Source organism: Nocardia sp. NPDC051832 (assembly GCF_040681285.1).
Classification (GTDB): Bacteria; Actinomycetota; Actinomycetes; order Mycobacteriales; family Mycobacteriaceae; genus Nocardia.
In genome coordinates this window covers 57,797-73,466 of record NZ_JBFAYL010000001.1, presented here as the reverse complement: position 1 = coordinate 73,466, position 15,670 = coordinate 57,797, and the positions used below count along the sequence as shown (strand labels likewise).

Annotated in this window: 18 protein-coding genes; 10 read left to right on the top strand and 8 right to left on the bottom strand. The window is 68.4% G+C overall.

Annotation, left to right across the window (positions count from 1 at the left end; translation table 11 throughout):
- Positions 1 to 27: 27 nt before the first annotated feature.
- On the bottom strand, positions 28 to 1,386 hold the full coding sequence (locus tag AB0M14_RS00365; protein WP_364986414.1) for an FAD-linked oxidase C-terminal domain-containing protein: 1,359 nt from the start codon (positions 1,384 to 1,386) through the stop codon (positions 28 to 30).
- A 207-nt stretch (positions 1,387 to 1,593) separates the two neighbouring features.
- Here AB0M14_RS00365 and AB0M14_RS00360 point away from each other — a divergent pair, with 207 nt between their 5' ends.
- Positions 1,594 to 1,899: a hypothetical protein gene (locus AB0M14_RS00360; protein ID WP_364986411.1), complete on the top strand. Its 306-nt coding sequence runs from the start codon at positions 1,594 to 1,596 to the stop codon at positions 1,897 to 1,899.
- Positions 1,900 to 1,955: 56 nt separating this feature from the next.
- Positions 1,956 to 2,423, top strand: a complete 468-nt coding sequence (locus tag AB0M14_RS00355) for a GtrA family protein (RefSeq protein ID WP_364986408.1) — start codon at positions 1,956 to 1,958, stop codon at positions 2,421 to 2,423.
- On the opposite strand, the gene AB0M14_RS00350 is transcribed toward AB0M14_RS00355, so the two are convergent.
- Genes AB0M14_RS00350 through AB0M14_RS00340 form a run of 3 tightly spaced genes read right to left on the bottom strand, consistent with a single transcriptional unit; the run spans position 2,420 to position 4,349 of the window.
- Complete coding sequence (locus tag AB0M14_RS00350; protein WP_364986404.1) at positions 2,420 to 3,058, bottom strand: Type 1 glutamine amidotransferase-like domain-containing protein; 639 nt, start codon at positions 3,056 to 3,058, stop codon at positions 2,420 to 2,422. The two genes, AB0M14_RS00355 and AB0M14_RS00350, sit on opposite strands and share 4 nt — an antisense overlap.
- Entirely contained in the window at positions 3,058 to 3,888 is an 831-nt protein-coding gene (locus AB0M14_RS00345; RefSeq protein WP_364986401.1) for a maleylpyruvate isomerase family mycothiol-dependent enzyme, read from the bottom strand. Before AB0M14_RS00345 ends, AB0M14_RS00350 begins: the two co-directional genes overlap by 1 nt.
- Positions 3,885 to 4,349, bottom strand: coding sequence for an HIT family protein (locus AB0M14_RS00340; RefSeq protein WP_364986397.1), 465 nt, complete (start codon positions 4,347 to 4,349; stop codon positions 3,885 to 3,887). The genes AB0M14_RS00345 and AB0M14_RS00340 overlap by 4 nt, the downstream gene beginning before the upstream one ends.
- 406 nt (positions 4,350 to 4,755) lie before the next feature.
- Here AB0M14_RS00340 and AB0M14_RS00335 point away from each other — a divergent pair, with 406 nt between their 5' ends.
- The 4 genes from AB0M14_RS00335 to AB0M14_RS00320 all read left to right on the top strand — a co-directional run bounded on the left by AB0M14_RS00335 (position 4,756) and on the right by AB0M14_RS00320 (position 8,276).
- On the top strand, positions 4,756 to 5,874 hold the full coding sequence (locus AB0M14_RS00335; RefSeq protein WP_364986394.1) for a Re/Si-specific NAD(P)(+) transhydrogenase subunit alpha: 1,119 nt from the start codon (positions 4,756 to 4,758) through the stop codon (positions 5,872 to 5,874).
- The gene (locus AB0M14_RS00330; RefSeq protein WP_194817588.1) at positions 5,874 to 6,191 is read left to right on the top strand and encodes an NAD(P) transhydrogenase subunit alpha; all 318 of its coding nucleotides are present in this window, start codon (positions 5,874 to 5,876) and stop codon (positions 6,189 to 6,191) included. The genes AB0M14_RS00335 and AB0M14_RS00330 overlap by 1 nt, the downstream gene beginning before the upstream one ends.
- A gap of 2 nt (positions 6,192 to 6,193) precedes the next feature.
- On the top strand, positions 6,194 to 7,612 hold the full coding sequence (locus AB0M14_RS00325) for an NAD(P)(+) transhydrogenase (Re/Si-specific) subunit beta (protein ID WP_364986390.1): 1,419 nt from the start codon (positions 6,194 to 6,196) through the stop codon (positions 7,610 to 7,612).
- Between the two features lie 64 nt (positions 7,613 to 7,676).
- A complete protein-coding gene (locus AB0M14_RS00320) occupies positions 7,677 to 8,276 on the top strand; it encodes a hypothetical protein (RefSeq protein ID WP_364986387.1) in 600 nt (199 codons plus the stop codon).
- A gap of 8 nt (positions 8,277 to 8,284) precedes the next feature.
- On the opposite strand, the gene AB0M14_RS00315 is transcribed toward AB0M14_RS00320, so the two are convergent.
- Positions 8,285 to 9,502, bottom strand: coding sequence for an MFS transporter (locus AB0M14_RS00315; protein WP_364986384.1), 1,218 nt, complete (start codon positions 9,500 to 9,502; stop codon positions 8,285 to 8,287).
- Between the two features lie 243 nt (positions 9,503 to 9,745).
- Positions 9,746 to 10,603 carry an NAD(P)H-binding protein gene (locus tag AB0M14_RS00310; protein ID WP_364986381.1) on the bottom strand — a complete coding sequence of 286 codons (858 nt, stop codon included), beginning with the start codon at positions 10,601 to 10,603 and terminating at the stop codon, positions 9,746 to 9,748.
- Between the two features lie 81 nt (positions 10,604 to 10,684).
- Between AB0M14_RS00310 and AB0M14_RS00305 the strand changes: the two genes are divergently transcribed.
- The gene (locus tag AB0M14_RS00305) at positions 10,685 to 11,680 is read left to right on the top strand and encodes an AraC family transcriptional regulator (protein WP_364986378.1); all 996 of its coding nucleotides are present in this window, start codon (positions 10,685 to 10,687) and stop codon (positions 11,678 to 11,680) included.
- Positions 11,681 to 11,706: 26 nt separating this feature from the next.
- Complete coding sequence (locus tag AB0M14_RS00300) at positions 11,707 to 12,105, top strand: thioesterase family protein (RefSeq protein WP_364991160.1); 399 nt, start codon at positions 11,707 to 11,709, stop codon at positions 12,103 to 12,105.
- Here AB0M14_RS00300 and AB0M14_RS00295 read toward each other — a convergent pair.
- Both AB0M14_RS00295 and AB0M14_RS00290 read right to left on the bottom strand, forming a co-directional pair.
- Positions 12,102 to 12,905: an SDR family oxidoreductase gene (locus tag AB0M14_RS00295; RefSeq protein WP_364986373.1), complete on the bottom strand. Its 804-nt coding sequence runs from the start codon at positions 12,903 to 12,905 to the stop codon at positions 12,102 to 12,104. The two genes, AB0M14_RS00300 and AB0M14_RS00295, sit on opposite strands and share 4 nt — an antisense overlap.
- Before the next feature lie 27 nt (positions 12,906 to 12,932).
- Positions 12,933 to 13,439, bottom strand: coding sequence for an Lrp/AsnC family transcriptional regulator (locus AB0M14_RS00290; RefSeq protein WP_364986370.1), 507 nt, complete (start codon positions 13,437 to 13,439; stop codon positions 12,933 to 12,935).
- 144 nt (positions 13,440 to 13,583) lie between these two features.
- Between AB0M14_RS00290 and pdhA the strand changes: the two genes are divergently transcribed.
- Both pdhA and AB0M14_RS00280 read left to right on the top strand, forming a co-directional pair.
- Positions 13,584 to 14,693 carry a pyruvate dehydrogenase (acetyl-transferring) E1 component subunit alpha gene (gene pdhA / locus AB0M14_RS00285; protein WP_364986367.1) on the top strand — a complete coding sequence of 370 codons (1,110 nt, stop codon included), beginning with the start codon at positions 13,584 to 13,586 and terminating at the stop codon, positions 14,691 to 14,693.
- Positions 14,690 to 15,664 (top strand): alpha-ketoacid dehydrogenase subunit beta, encoded by a 975-nt coding sequence (locus tag AB0M14_RS00280; RefSeq protein ID WP_364986363.1) that lies wholly within the window; start codon positions 14,690 to 14,692, stop codon positions 15,662 to 15,664. The genes pdhA and AB0M14_RS00280 overlap by 4 nt, the downstream gene beginning before the upstream one ends.
- The last annotated feature ends 6 nt before the right edge of the window (positions 15,665 to 15,670 follow it).

Here is a 15,670-nt window from a genome sequence, read left to right as displayed (position 1 = left end):
TCGGACGGATTTGTTCCGTGAGTCTAGTCAGAGGATGGATCCCGGATTGAGGATGCCTTGCGGGTCCAGGGCGTCCTTGATCCGACGGGTCAGATCCATCACATCCGGGCCGAGCTGATTCGGCAGCCAGGCCTTCTTCAGCCGGCCGACACCGTGTTCGCCGGTGATGGTGCCGCCGAGTTCGATGGCCAGATCCATGATCTCGCCGAAGGCCCGATGCGCTCGCGCCGTGTTGTCGGCGTCGGCGGGGTCGTGCACGATCAGCGGGTGCGTGTTGCCGTCGCCCGCGTGCGCGATCACCGAGACCAGCACGTCGTTGCGGGCGGCGATGGCGGCGATGCCGGTGATCAGGTCGCCGAGCCGGGGCAGCGGCACGCCGACGTCCTCGAGCAGCAGCGGGCCGATCTTCTCCACGGCGGGAATGGCGAAACGCCGTGCGGCGGTGAAGGCTTCGCCCTCCTCGGCATCGTCTGTGCTGAAAGCTTCGGTGGCTCCGGCCTTTTCACAGACCTCGAGCATGATCTGGGCCTCTCGGGCGGCGAACTCGCCGGGTGCGTCCGAGCGGGCCACCAGCAGTCCGGCGGCGTTGCGGTCCAAGCCCATTCGCATCTCGTCCTCGACCGCGTTGATCGCGACCGAGTCCATGAACTCGAGCATGGAGGGGCGCAAAGCGCCGGTGATCGCGAGGATCGCCTCGGTGGCCGCGGTCAGGGTAGGGAAGGTCGCGACGACGGTGCTCTGCGGCGGTTGCGCGGGCAGCAGGCGCAACGTCAGCTCGGTGATGATGCCGAGCGTGCCCTCGCTGCCGACGAACAGTTTGGTCAGCGACAGTCCGGCCGAGTCCTTCAACCGGGGCCCGCCGAGCCGCACCACCTTGCCGTCGGCCAGCACGACCTCCATGCCGAGCACGTAATCGGTGGTCACGCCGTACTTCACACAGCACAGTCCGCCCGCGTTGGTGGCCGCGTTGCCGCCGATGGAGCAGAACTCGAACGACGAGGGATCCGGCGGATACCACAGCCCGTGCTCGGCGACGGCCCGCTTCACCTCGGCGTTGAACAGGCCCGGCTGCACCACCGCGGTCCGGGTGACCGGGTCGACGGTGAGGTCGCGCATCAATTCGGTGGACAGCACGATCCCGTTGCTCAGCGCGGTCGACCCGCCCGAGAGCCCGGAGCCCGCCCCGCGCGGCACCACCGGCACGCCGTGCGCGCTCGCCCACCGCAGCGTGGCCGCCACGTCCTCGGTGGTGCGCGCCCGCACCACCGCGAGCGCGGTGCCCGCGTCCGGGTCCAGCGCCCGGTCCTGCCGATAAGAGGCGAGCAGATCGGGGTCGGTGAGAACGGTGCCGCCGGGCAGTTGTTCGATCAGATCACGCAGGTCCACGCCCTGAACGCTAGTCGCCTACGCGGAGGAATGGACTGTGGGCTTACCCAGAACCGCCGGGCCGGTTACGGTGGTGCCGGGATGCGTTGTGCGCGTGGCCCGGCGTGGTGCCGGGAACCGCGCGGCCGGAATCCGGGTACCAGGGGTCGGGGGACCACTGCGATCGAGTAGCGCGGCTGTCCGCCGCGACCGGGAGGGATCACCGTCATGCAGGCCGAATCGCCGAACTACCGCGAGCTGGTGGCAGCACTCTTCGCCGACGAGTTCGCCGAGGTCGAGGTGTCGGTATTGCGGCGCATCCACGCGGGGGACTTCGAGGAGTGGCTCACCGCACTGGACCGGTCCGGTCTGTTCGGCAAGGACGCGCTCGCCACCATCGCCGAGCAATGGCGCGCCGACCCGCGGCTCCTGCTGGACGCACTGCTCAGCACCTCCGGCGAGGTGGCCCGGCGGCGCTGGCTGACCGCGTGGTCGGCGCTGGACCGGCCGGAGCCGCTAGGGCAGATCGGCTGAATTCGGGTTTGCCCGCTGCTCACCTTCCCGTCATCTGAGGCTGGCAGCGTGGACTCGTGCTCGAACCGGCTACCACCGACAGCCTCGCGGACCGGTTCACCCGGGTTTGCGTCGCGGTCGTGGACCGGCTGCCGTGGGGCTTGAATCGTCTTGTCGCCCCGACCTTTCTGGGCTTCGCGGTGATCAACAGCTGCACCTTCGCGGTCGACCTGGCCTTGCTCACACTGTGCCGCAGCGGGTTCGGCCTGCCGCTGTGGCTGTCGATCACCATCGGGTACCTGTGCGCGTTCGGTTTGGCGTTCGTGCTGAATCGCACCTTCAATTTTCACTCGCACGCGCCGGTCGGGAAGCAGGCCGCGGTCTATGTGGTGGTCGTGGTCATCAACTATCTGGCGTTCATCCTCGGCGTGGGCACCGGGCTGACAGCGCTGGGTGTGGACTATCACCTGTCCCGGCTGCTGGCGGGCGCGTGTGAAGCGGTGTACATGTACTCGGCGCTGCGCTGGGTGGTGTTCCGCCGCTAGGACAGTAGTTCCAGACGGTCCCCGTCGACGACGACCACCGCGTCGTCGGTGAGCGGCCAGTGCGGAATGCCCGCGGCCCGATAGCCGGCGGCCAGCCGAGTGCCGAAATCGGCTGGATCGAGGGCCGAATCCACATGCGGGACGATCCGATGATCGACCAAACCCAGTCCGTCCCAGAGTGCTTCGATCCCGCAGGCGGTCTGGACCTCGGCCGGATCGTCACTGGATTCCAGCCCGTGCAGATCCGGCGTCAGCAGGCAGGCGCCCGCGCTGTAGCCCGCGTAGACCAGCGCGTCCTCGGCCAGCAACCGCGGCAGCACGACATCGGCGCCGCTGCGGGCGAATTGGGCGCGCAGCACGAAGGTATTGCCGCCGCGCACCCACAGCAGCGGAAACTCCCGCAGCGCCCGCTCCAGTTCCGCGGGCCGGGCGAGGAAGTCGCGCAGATCCAGCACCTCCGGCGCGTAACCGAGCTTGCGCAGCGGCACGAAATCGCTGGTGACCGCCGACTCCCAGGCATCCGGCCAGGCGTCGCAGGCGTTCGGAATCACCGCGACCCGTCCGGGCGTCCCGACCAGGGCGGCGAGCCGGTCGGCGTGCGCCCCGAATCGGTAACTCGCCAGGAACAGTCGCATCAGAGGGTGAAGGCCAGGCTGCGCACCAGCCGCTGCCCCAGCTCCTCGTCGCCGCTGATCGAGATGTCGTCCAGATGCTCCCCGGCGGTGGTCCGGCCGCCGCCCAGGCGCACGAAAAGCCTGGAGTCCAAGGTGATCACGACCGTCGGCGGCTCCTCGAAGGAGTCCACGTAACCGGCCCGTCCCGCGACCTGGACGCGCAGGGTGCGGGCCCGTGGCCCGGTCAACTCGAACTGGACCCGGGAACCCTCCGGCGCCTTGCCGAGCTTGCCGACCGCGCGGGGCACGGAGACGAGGAACTCCTCGAAGGCCAGGGCGCCCCGCTTGCCGCCCTCCTCGACGCTGACGCCGAGCGCGTCGGCCAGATCGAGTTCGTGCATCCAGCAGTCGAACAGCCGCACCCGCATGAACCGCGCGTAGGGCACCTGCCCGATCGGCGACTGCGTCGGCACGGTCCAGGCCTCGGTGCTCATTTCCGCCAGCGCCTTGCGCCGCCGGTCGGTGACCTCGCCGAAGAGTTCGAGCAGGCGCGCTCCGGCGAGCGGCCGCAGCCGATCGACCCAGATCTCGTTGAGCACCGCGATCTCGTTGCGCACATGCGGCAGCGTCCGGACATCGGTCTTGGGCCGCATCGGGTCGTGCTGCGGCGGTTGCTCGCCGAGCAGCCAGGATTCGGTGCCGGTCACGTGCGCGACCACGTCGAACACCGTCCAGCCGGGCAGCGGTGACGGTGCCCGCCAGCGGTCTTCGGGGAGCTCGGTGACCAGCGCGGCGATCGCGTCCCACTGCTGCGACAGCAGCGCGGTCAACTCGGCTCGATCCAGCGTCATGCCTGGGTTCCTTCCACGGGGTCGGTGTCTTCGGTTGCCAGCGCGGCGATTCCGTTCCGGATCGCGGTGGCGGTGCCCTCGGGGTCATGCGGGCGGCGCAGCAGCAACCCCTTGGCAAAACTCAGTTTGTCGCCGTTGCGGCGGGGGACCACGTGCAGGTGCACGTGCGCGACGGTCTGGAAGGCGGCTTTGCCGTCGTTCATCACCAGGTTCGCGCCGTCGGCGGCCAGGGTGCTGCGGCGCATGGCCAGCGCCAGCCGGTGACCGGCGCGGAAGACGCGCGCACCGGTGTCGGCGTCGAGGTCTTCGAGTTCGGCGGCGTGCGCCTTGGGGATGATCAGCGTATGCCCGCGGGCGATGGGCCGGATATCGAGGAACGCGCACAGGGTGTCGTCCTCGTAGACCTTGGTCGCGGGGGCGGTTCCCGCCACGATGCGACAGAAGACACAGTCGTCGTTCACACGCCGACCATACGGTGTACGAGCACGCGGGGAACAGCCCGAATCGGGCACTCGGCATGATGCACGTCACTTTCGGGCGCCGGCGCGGTCCGGTGACCTCGCTACACACCCGCAGGTAAGTAACTGTGCTTGACGTGCGGTCTTGTGGCGTTCACCTGGGCCGACGACCATCGAAACCGGCGCGGCCACACGGCACGGCGAGACCGGACGGTTTCGATGAGCGGTTTTCGGCCACGCTCGGTGACGGGCCTCTCAACTACCCTCACTGCAACCCGGGTACAGTTGCGAGGATTTGGACGAACTTACTCACAAGTAGCATCGTCCAGCCCTCGTTCGGCGGCGTAGTTGCCCACCAGCAACGCGTCGTGGGTAACGCTGAGCCAGTTCGAGTAAGGAAGTCTGACAAGTGGAGACAACGCAAAACGTCGGCGATTCGTCGCCGCGCGGAGCGCGTGTCGGAGTCGTTCGCGAAACCACCGCGGGCGAACGGCGTGTCGCATTGGTGCCCAAAATCATTCCGTCCCTGGTGAAACAGGGCGTGGAGGTCATCGTGGAGGCCGGCGCCGGACTCGGCGCGCTCATTCCCGACGACGCCTACGTCGCGGCCGGGGCGAGCATCGGCGATCCCTGGTCGGCCGAGGTGGTCGTCAAGGTGGCACCGCCCTCCGACGCCGAGGTGGCCAAGCTGTCCGACGGGCAGACGCTGATCGGGTTCCTCGCCCCGCGCAACGCCGAGAATCAGATCGGCGCGCTGAAAACCGCGGGTGTGCAAGCCTTCGCGGTCGAGGCGATCCCGCGTATCTCGCGCGCCCAGGTGATGGACGCGCTGTCCTCCCAGGCCAACGTCGCCGGCTACAAGGCCGTGCTGCTCGCGGCCTCGGAATCGACGCGCTTCTTCCCGATGCTGACCACTGCCGCGGGCACCGTGAAGCCCGCGACCGTGCTGGTGCTCGGCGTGGGTGTGGCCGGTCTGCAAGCGCTGGCCACGGCCAAGCGTCTCGGTGGTCGCACCACCGGCTACGACGTCCGCCCGGAGGTCGCCGATCAGGTGCGTTCGGTCGGCGCCCAGTGGCTCGACCTCGGCATCGATGCCGCCGGTGAGGGCGGCTACGCCCGCGAACTCACCGACGAGGAGAAGGCCAAGCAGCAGCAGGCTCTGGAAGACGCGATCAAGGGCTTCGACGTGGTGATCACCACCGCGCTGGTGCCCGGCCGTCCGGCTCCGCGCCTGGTCACCGCCGCGGCGGTGGAGGGCATGAAGCCCGGCAGCGTGATCGTCGACCTGGCCGGCGAGACCGGCGGCAACTGCGAGCTGACCGAGCCCGGCCAGACCGTGGTCAAGCACGAGGTCACCATCTGCTCGCCGCTGAACCTGCCCGCGACCATGCCCGAGCATGCCAGCGAGCTGTACTCGAAAAACATCGCGGCACTGCTGGAACTGATGTTGGTGGACGGCAAGCTCGTTCCCGACTTCGGTGACCAGGTGCTCGCGGATTCCTGCGTTACTCGTGAGGTGGACGCCTGATGTACACCGGACTTCTGGCCAATATCGCGATCCTGGTGCTGTCCGGGTTCGTGGGCTTCGCCGTCATCTCCAAGGTGCCCAACACCCTGCACACGCCGTTGATGTCGGGTACCAACGCCATTCACGGCATCGTCGTGCTCGGCGCACTGGTCACCCTGGGCAAGATGGAGGACCCCTCCATCGGCATCCAGATCATTCTGTTCGTGGCGCTGGTCTTCGGAACCCTGAACGTCATCGGTGGTTTCGTGGTGACCGACCGCATGCTGGCCATGTTCAAGGGTAAGAAGGCCGCCGCGGTCGAGAAGGCGGAGAAGTAGCCATGGATTATCTCGTCAATATTCTCTACATCATCGCCTTCGGCATGTTCATCTACGGTCTGATGGGCTTGACCGGCCCGAAGACCGCGGTGCGCGGCAACTGGATCGCCGCGGTCGGCATGTTCCTGGCGGTGGTCGCGACGCTGATCTCGGTGCGCGACACCAGCAATTGGATTTTGATCGTCGCGGGCCTGGTGGTCGGTGTCGCGCTGGGCGTACCGCCGGCGCAGCGCACCAAGATGACCGCGATGCCGCAGCTGGTCGCCGCGTTCAACGGCGTCGGCGGTGGCACGGTCGCGCTGATCGCGTGGGCCGAGTTCCTCGACACCACCGGCTTCTCCGCGTTCAAGCACGGCGAAGAGCCGACCGTGCACATCATCATCGGCTCGCTGTTCGCCGCGATCATCGGTTCGGTCTCGTTCTGGGGTTCGCTGATCGCCTTCGGCAAGCTGCAGGAGATCCTGCCCGGCTCCCCGATCGGTGTCGGCAGGCTGCAGCAGCCGCTGAACCTGCTGCTGCTCGTCGTCGCGGTGGGCGCCGCGGTGGTCATCGGCATCGGCGCCGCCGACGGTGGCGCGGCGTGGTGGTGGATGGTGCTGCTGCTCGTCGCGGCCGGCATTCTCGGCCTGATGGTGGTGCTGCCGATCGGCGGCGCGGACATGCCCGTGGTCATCTCGCTGCTCAACGCACTCACCGGATTGAGCGCCGCGGCGGCCGGTTTGGCGCTGAACAACACCGCCATGATCGTGGCGGGCATGATCGTCGGCGCGTCCGGCACCATCCTGACCAACCTGATGGCCAAGGCGATGAACCGGTCCATTCCGGCGATCGTGGCCGGTGGCTTCGGTGGCGGCGGGACCGCGCCCGGCGCGGCCGGCGGCGAGGCCAAGCAGGCCAAGGCCACCTCCGCGGCCGACGCCGCGATCCAGATGGCCTACGCCAACCAGGTCATCGTGGTGCCCGGCTACGGCATGGCCGTCGCCCAGGCCCAGCACGCGGTCAAGGAGATGGCGGCCCTGCTCGAGGCCAAGGGCGTCGAGGTCAAGTACGCCATCCACCCGGTCGCCGGTCGGATGCCCGGGCACATGAACGTGCTGCTGGCCGAGGCCGAGGTGTCCTATGACGCGATGAAGGAAATGGACGACATCAACGGCGAATTCGGCCGCACCGATGTCGCCCTGGTGATCGGCGCCAACGACGTCACCAACCCGGCCGCCCGCGAGGACGCCTCGTCCCCGATCTACGGCATGCCGGTGCTCGACGTCGACAAGGCCAAGTCGGTCATCGTGCTCAAGCGCTCGATGAACTCCGGCTTCGCCGGTATCGACAACCCACTGTTCTACGCCGACACCACCTCCATGCTGTTCGGTGACGCGAAGAAGTCCGTCGGTGCGGTCACCGAGGAACTGAAAGCGCTGTAGATCGTTTGTTTCGAGGCGGCCCTTCGCTTTCGAGCGTGGGGCCGCTCTCGTATGTTCCGGAGAGTTGCCCGAGAGACAGATGAGCACGCCGCCGAATTTCCCGTATCAAGGTCACTATCCGCCGCCCCCGCCGCCGGTCTTCCGGCCGCCCGCGCCGAGCGGCCGGGAGCGGGTCATGAGCTGGGTGATGGTGCTCGCACCGGCGGTCGTGCTCTTCCTCCTGGCGGGAGTGGTGTGGCTGGTGTTCGGGACCGTGCGGTCGGCCGAGGTCGGCCAATGCGGCACGCTGTCGGGCAGCAGCGCGGTCGCGGAATTCGAGATCGCGGACTGTGCGGACCCCGACGCCAACTACGTGGTGGCGGAAAAGTTCGACCAGCCCGATTCCGCTTGCGCGACAAAGGATTACACCAGCTACTACCGGGAAGGCTGGAAGGGTTACACGCTGTGCCTGCGCCTGAACGCCGCCGAGGGTGATTGTTTCTCCGGTGGCCCGGCGCGCGCGAGCACGAAGGTGGAGTGCGCCGGATCCGCCGACTTCAAGGTCGACAAGATCGTCCATGGCGTCGCCGCCACCTCGGCCTGCGGCCCCGTGGGATCCGACGAGAACACCTACCTCTACCCCGCGCCGGAGCCGCTGACCTTCTGTTTGGCCGCTCCGAAGTAGCCTGCGCCTCAGGCGGTCACCCTGGCTTTCGGCGGGGCCACCACGCCCGCTTTCCAGCTGCACAGCAGCAGGAGTAGCAGGGGAGCGGCGAGTGCGGTGGTGAGCGGGACCAGCGCGGTGAGCCAGCCGATGATGGCGGGACCCGCCAGCAGGCCCAGGTAGCCGAGGCTGAAGACGCGGGACATATCGGTGGCGGCCGTGCTGGAGCCGAGATTGCCTGCGGCGGTGAAGATCTGGGGGATGCCGCCGGAGAGGCCGATGCCGCACAGGGCCCAGCCGAGCAGGGTCAGGGGTACCCAGGGCGAGACGATGATCAGGCCGAGGCCGGCGGCGCAGATCAGGCTGCCGTATCGGACGACGGCCACGCGGCCGAAAGCGCCCGCGATGCGGTCGGTGGCGAAGCGGCCGGCGGTCATGGTGAAGGAGAAGGCCGCGAAAGCCAGTGCGGCGGTGGACTCGTCGGCGTCCAAGTGCTCGCGGACCTGCAAGGCGCTCCAGTCCGCGGCCGCGCCTTCGCAGAGCAGGAGCACGAACGCGATCAAAGCCAGCGCCATCACTTTCCGGGTGCGCTCCGGTACCCGGCGCCAGCCGGTCGGGCCTGGCTCGTCGTGCGGGGCGGGGACGGCGTCGGCGACCTCGGGGGTGGTCGAGGTGACATCGCGGAGCAGCAGCGGGACCAGCGCCGCGGTGAGCGCCAGGCAGCCGACCGCGGCCACGCCGAGTGTGAGGCGGACATCCCAGTCGGCCCGCTGGGCGGCGGCGCCGAGCACCGAGCCGAGGAAGCCGCCCCCGGAGAACAGCGCGTGGAAGGCCGACATGATCGGCCGGCCATAAGCCCGTTCGACGTGCACGGCCTGGGTGTTCATCGAGACGTCCAGCGCCCCGTTGCCGAAACCGAAGCAGGCCAGTGCGATGGCCAGCGCGACCGGCCCGGTGGCCAGGCCGGGGCCGATGACCGTCAAGGCGGTGATCGCGGCAGCCGCGCCGACCAGGGTGCGGCTGCCGAATCGATCCGCGAGCGGGCCCGCGATCCGCATCCCGATGATCCCCGCGCCCGCGAGCATCAGGATGAAGGTGCCCAGCGTGGATTTCGCGACGCCGGTCCGGTCGGTGATCACCGGAATGTGCACCACCCACAGCGCCAGGAGAAACCCGTTGAGCGCGAACACCGTGAACACCGCCACCCGCGCCCGCCGCATCGACCGGTCGACCATCGAATCCAGCATCACTCGACGGTACCGATCCGGGCCGGACGCCGCGGTGGAAGCGCCGGCCGGCGACCCGCCTGCGCAGCGCGGGATCGCCGGTTGTCTCCCGTGGAACCGGGTGCCAGGACGCCGTTGACCTGGCGGTCCGGGTGCGTGGTCGCGCCGTTGCGGCCACGTCCGCGGGAGGAACACTGTCTCTTACTTTCAACCGATGGGCGGGGTGGTGGTATTCCGGAATCCGTTGGCGCATTCGGGTTCTGCTCAGTGCACGCCGGCCTCCGCGACGGACCACACACCGCTGGCGGCGGTTTCGGCCGCGTAGGCGCGGAAGTCCTTGGGAGCGCGCCCGAGTGCGCGCTGCACGCCGTCCGCGGTGGCGGAGTTCCGGCCGTCCAGGATGGTGCCGAACAGGTAGTCCAGCAGGCTGACCGTGTCGGCGGGGACCTGGTATTCGGTCAGGCTCGCCACGAATTCCGTTCGGGTGATCGGGGTGAAGCCGATGTCGCGACCGGTGGCCTCGGCGATCTCGGCGGTGGCCTCGGCGAAGGTCAGGGCCCGGGGTCCGGTGAGTTCGTAGAGTTCCCGGCTGTGGCCCGCCTCGGTGAGGGCGGCGACCGCGACATCGGCGATATCGTCGGCATGCACGAACGGTTCCGGCACATCGCCGTTGGGGAGTGCGACATGGCCGCCGAGGATGTAATCGGTGAACGCGCCCTCGCTGAAGTTCTGGGCGAAGAAGCTGCAGCGGACGATGGTCCAGTCCAGGCCGGACTGCCGCACGATCTCCTCGCACTCCACGGCCTCGGGTTCGCCGCGGCCCGAAAGCAGCACGAGTTTGCGCACACCGCTGTTCTTCGCGGCGGTGGTGAAGGCCTGGATGACATCGGGCGCCCCGGGTACGGCGAGGTCGGGCTGGAAGGCGAGGTAGACGGTGTCGATGCCGGACAGTGCCGCGGACCAGGTGTCGCGGTCGGTCCAGTCGAAGGGGATTTCCGCTGTGCGGGAGCCGATCCGGATCTGGTGACCGGCCTGCTGGAGGCGGGCCGCCACGCGGGCGCCGGTCTTGCCGGTGCCGCCGGTGACGAGGATCTGGGGCTGGTTCGCGTCGTTGAATGTCATGGTTCAAGTACATCGGCGCGGGCCGAGACTCTACATAGTCGAGCCGCTCATGATCATGCGCGTGCGTCTAAGGTGGAGTGTGTGGATGCGCTAGCCAGCCTGCTCGAAGGGCCTCGCGCCCGAGGTGCGTTCGTCATGTGTTCGCTGCTGGATCCGCCGTGGTCGCTGCGGATCCAGGACGAAGCGCCGCTCACGGTGGTGTCGATGATCCGCGGCACCGCCTGGGTCGTGCCCGACGTGCCCAAGCGCGGGGCGAACAACGCTGCCGTGGGGCAGAATTCGACCAGCCCCCGTCAGCTCTCCGCCGGTGATGTGGCGATTTTCCGTGGGCCGCAGCCGTATACGTTCGCCGACGATCCGGCCACCGCGCCGCAGATCATCATCCATCCCGGCCAGGTCACCAAGACTCCCGACGGTGAGATTCTGTGCGAGACACTGAGTCTCGGCACCCGGCAGTGGGGGACCGACCCGGACGGCGCCACCATGATGGTCACCGGCACCTACGAGTCCGCGGGCGCGGCGAGTCAGCGCCTGCTGCGCGCGCTGCCGCCGATCATCGTGCTGCCGCACGGCGACTTCGACTCCCGGCTGCTCGATCTGCTCGCCGACGAAGCCACCAAGGACGAACCCGCGCAGAGCGCGGTCCTCGACCGCTTGCTCGACCTGGTCCTGATCGCCGCGCTGCGCGCCTGGTTCGCTCGCAACGACGCCCCCGCCTGGTATCACGCCTACAGCGACCCGTTGGTCGGCAAGGCCCTGCGCCTGCTCCAGCACAACCCCGCACACGGCTGGACCGTCGCCAGTCTGGCCGAGGCGGTCGGGGTGTCGCGCGCGGCGCTGGCCCGCCGTTTCACCGACCTGGTCGGCGAGCCGCCGATGGCGTTCCTCACCGAATGGCGGCTCGCCCTGGCCGCCGACCTGCTGCAGGAAACCGACGCCACCATCGAATCGATCGCGGGCAAGGTCGGGTACGGCAGCGCCTTCGCGCTCAGCGCCGCCTTCAAACGGCACTTCGGGGTGAGCCCGCGCGACCACCGGCAGGGGACGACACCGGCTGAGCTATCGTCGGCCGGGTGAACAAGCAGTATCCGGTCCTGTGGCCGATGCCGACGCGGTGGGCCGACAACGACCACTACGGCCACGTCAACAACGTGACGTACTACTCGTACTTCGACACCGCGGTCAACGCCTGGCTGATGCACGCCACCGGTACCGACATCCGGGAGCTGCCCGCCCTGGGCGTCGTCGCCCAGACCTCCTGCCAGTACCTCGGCTCCATCAGCTTTCCGGATCAGCTGCAGGTCGGACTGCGCATCTCCCGCCTCGGACGCTCCAGCATCACCTACGACCTGGCCATCTTCCGGGACGCGGACGGGACCCTGGAGCTCGCCGCCACCGGCGTTTTCGTGCACGTCTACGTGGACTCCGACACCCGCAAGCCGATCGAGATCCCCGAGGTCATCCGGACGGCCGCGGCGACGCTGGTCGTCGCGGACGACTAAACCTGCAGCGCCGCCTGAAAGCGGCGCATGCCTTCCAGCCAGCGGTCGTAGTCGGAACCCTTGTGGCGGTACATCTTCAGGACCTCAGGGTGCGGAAGGATGAGGAAGGTCTCGGCTTCCACACCCGCGACCACCACGTCCGCGACCTGCTCCGGAGTCAGTACGGCCCCCGCGGTTTTCACCGCTTTGATGGCGAGTTCCGCGGCTGCTGGGTTGTCGGGAATCAGATCGCCGTGCAGCAGGCGGGTGTCGACACCCATCGGGCAGACGCAGCTGACGCGAATGCCCTTGTCCCCGTAGGTGACCGACAGCCATTCGGCGAACCCGACGGCCGCGTGCTTGGTGACCGAGTATGGGGCGGAACCGATCTGCGTCAGCAGGCCCGCGGCCGATGCCGTGGCGATGAAGTACCCGCTGCCCCGTTCCAGCCAGCCCGGCGTCAGCAGCCGAGCGGCCCGGACGTGCGCGAGCACGTTGACTTCGAGTGCGGCCGACCACTGTTCGTCGGAGCTGTCCAACCCGGGACCACCGCCGATGCCCGCGTTCGCGAAATACAGGTCCACGGGCCCGAATTCGGACTGGGCGCGATCGATCAGGCGCTGGATCACCTGCTCGTCGGCCACATCACCGCCGACGGCCACGGCGTTCGCCCCGATCGATGCGGCGACCTGGGCGGATGCGTCCGAATCCAGATCGGCGAGCACCACCCGTGCGCCACCCTCGGCCAGCCGACGCGCCAATGCCGCGCCGATCCCCGCTCCGGCACCCGTAACTATCGCAACCTTGCCCGAAATATCCACCCGCGCACCTTAACGCCGACCGGGAGGTCAGGGGTTGTCGCGATTTCCGGCGGCGAGGCGATCCAGCAGCGGTGCGGTGCGCGGACCGACCAATTCCCGCATCACCAGCGCCATATTGGTCCGTTCCACGCCGGGGATCTTGAGGATCTGCCCGGCGATCCGGTACAGATCGTCGGCGTCGCGGGCCACCACGCGCACCGTGAGATCGGTCAGCCCGGTCATACCGCACACCTCGGTCACCTCCGGCACCTCGGCCAGCGCGTCCACTACCGCGTCGAGCTGATGCTGATCGACGACCACCGCCACGAACGCTGACAAGGGATAGCCGAGTGCGCGCGGGCGGACCCGTCGTTCGAAGCTGCCGAGCACCCCGCTCGCCTCCCAGCGCGCCAGCCGCGCCTGGACGGTGTTGCGGGACAGTCCCAGACGGGTGGCGAGCTCCACGCCGGTGGCGCGCGGGTTGGCCACGAGCTCGAGCAGCAGCCGCGCGTCGGTGGCGTCCAAGGTCGGGTCGGCGGGTTCTCTGCTGGACATATGCGCAGTATGACATCCCCTGCGCCGAATCTTTTGAGCATTCTGCTCAGAGCAATATTCACTACTTGCGCACTTCGCCCGACAGGGCATGCTGTGATTAAGAGCACACCACGCTCTGCGCCAGTTTGGTAGGAGGCGATCCCTATGCCAGAAAAGCTCGCGTATCCGGTCCAGTTGATCCAGCCCGACGGCCGCCGCGTTCTCGACCGGGAGCATGCCGCCCTGGTCGCCGACGTCGGTGCGGAGCAGTTGCGCGCGCTGTACCAGGACATGGTGGTCACCCGCCGCATCGATACCGAGGCAACCGCACTGCAACGGCAGGGCCAGCTGGGTTTGTGGCCTCCGCTGCTCGGCCAGGAAGCCGCCCAGGTCGGCTCCGCCCGTGCGCTGCACCCCGACGACTACGTGTTCTGCAGCTACCGCGAAGCCGCCGTCGCCTACTGCCGTGGCGTGCGTCCGGGCGAGCTGACCCGGCTGTGGCGCGGCGCGGCGCACCACTGCTGGGACCCGGACGTGGTGCGCATGACCAACCCGAACATCGTCGTCGGCGCACAGGGCCTGCACGCCACCGGTTATGCCTACGCCGCGCATTTGGACGGCGCCGAGATCGCGACCATCGCCTACTTCGGTGACGGCGCCACCAGTCAGGGCGATATCGCCGAGGCGCTGGGTTTCGCGTCCAGCTGGAGCGCGCCGGTGGTGTTCTTCTGCCAGAACAACGGCTGGGCGATCAGCGCGCCGGTGCGCGTGCAGAGTGCGACCCCGATCGTGCGGCGCGCCTACGGCTACGGGATCCCGGGCGCCCAGGTCGATGGCAATGACGTGCTCGCGGTGCTGGCGGTCACCCGGCAGGCGATCCAGCGGGCGCGTACCGGCGGCGGTCCGTCGTTCATCGAGGCCATGACCTACCGGATGGGCCCGCACACCACCGCCGACGACCCCACTCGCTACCGCGCCGCCGCCGAAACCGAGGAATGGCGGCGACGCGATCCGATCGACCGCCTGCGCCGACTGCTGGAGCGAGAAGACCTGTACGACAGCGACTTCGAGCGCTATGTAGCCGCTGAGGCGGCCGCGGTCGCGCATCAGGTCCGCACCGCCACCCTCGAGCTGCCCGATCCCGAGCCGATGGCGCTGTTCGACCACGTCTATGCCACCCCGCACCCGCTCATCACCGCGGAGCGGCGGGAGTATCAGGAGTATTTGACCGGGGACCCCGGGGAAGCACCTGTGCAAGAAGGAGTTCGCGCATGATCACCACCTTTGCCGCCGCGCTCAACGCCGGTCTGCGCAAAGCCCTGGAGGACGACCCGAAGGTCCTGCTGATGGGCGAGGACATCGGGCGCCTCGGCGGCGTGTTCCGGGTGACCGACACGCTGCAGAAGGACTTCGGCAACAATCGGGTGGTGGACACGCCGCTGGCCGAATCCGGCATCGTCGGAACGGCTTTCGGGATGGCACTGCGCGGCTACCGGCCGGTGTGCGAGATCCAGTTCGACGGTTTCGTCTACCCCGCGTTCGACCAGATCGTCTCCCAGGTTGCCAAGATCCACTACCGGACGAACGGGAAAGTCATAGCGCCCTTGACGATTCGCATCCCCTTCGGCGGCGGGATCGGTTCGGTCGAACACCATTCCGAATCGCCGGAAGCGTATTTCACGCACACCGCCGGGCTCCGGGTGGTCGCACCGAGCAATCCCGCCGACGCGTATCACCTTGTCCGCCAGGCGATCATGCTGGACGACCCGGTGATCTTCTTCGAGCCGAAGCGCCGCTACTGGGACAAGGCCGACGTCGACTTCCGGGCCGAGCCGGAGCTGCCGATGGATCGGGCGCGCGTGTGCACGACTGGTACCGACGCCACCGTCGTCGCCTACGGCGGTACCGTCGCCACTGCGCTGACTTCGGCGAAAATCGCTGCCGAAGAGGGGCATTCGCTGGAAGTGATCGATCTGCGCAGCCTCTCGCCGATCGATTTCGACACCATCGAGGAATCCGTCGCCAAGACCGGGCGACTCGTCGTGGTACATGAAGCCCCGGTATTCGGCGGCCTCGGCGCCGAGATCGCGGCCCGGATCACCGAGCGCTGCTTCTATCACCTGGAAGCCCCCGTGCTGCGCGTCGGCGGCTTCGACATCCCCTACCCCCCGGCTAAGCTCGAAAAACACCACCTGCCCGACCCCGACCGCATTCTCGCCGCGGTCGATCGATCGCTCGCCGCCTGAGAGGTG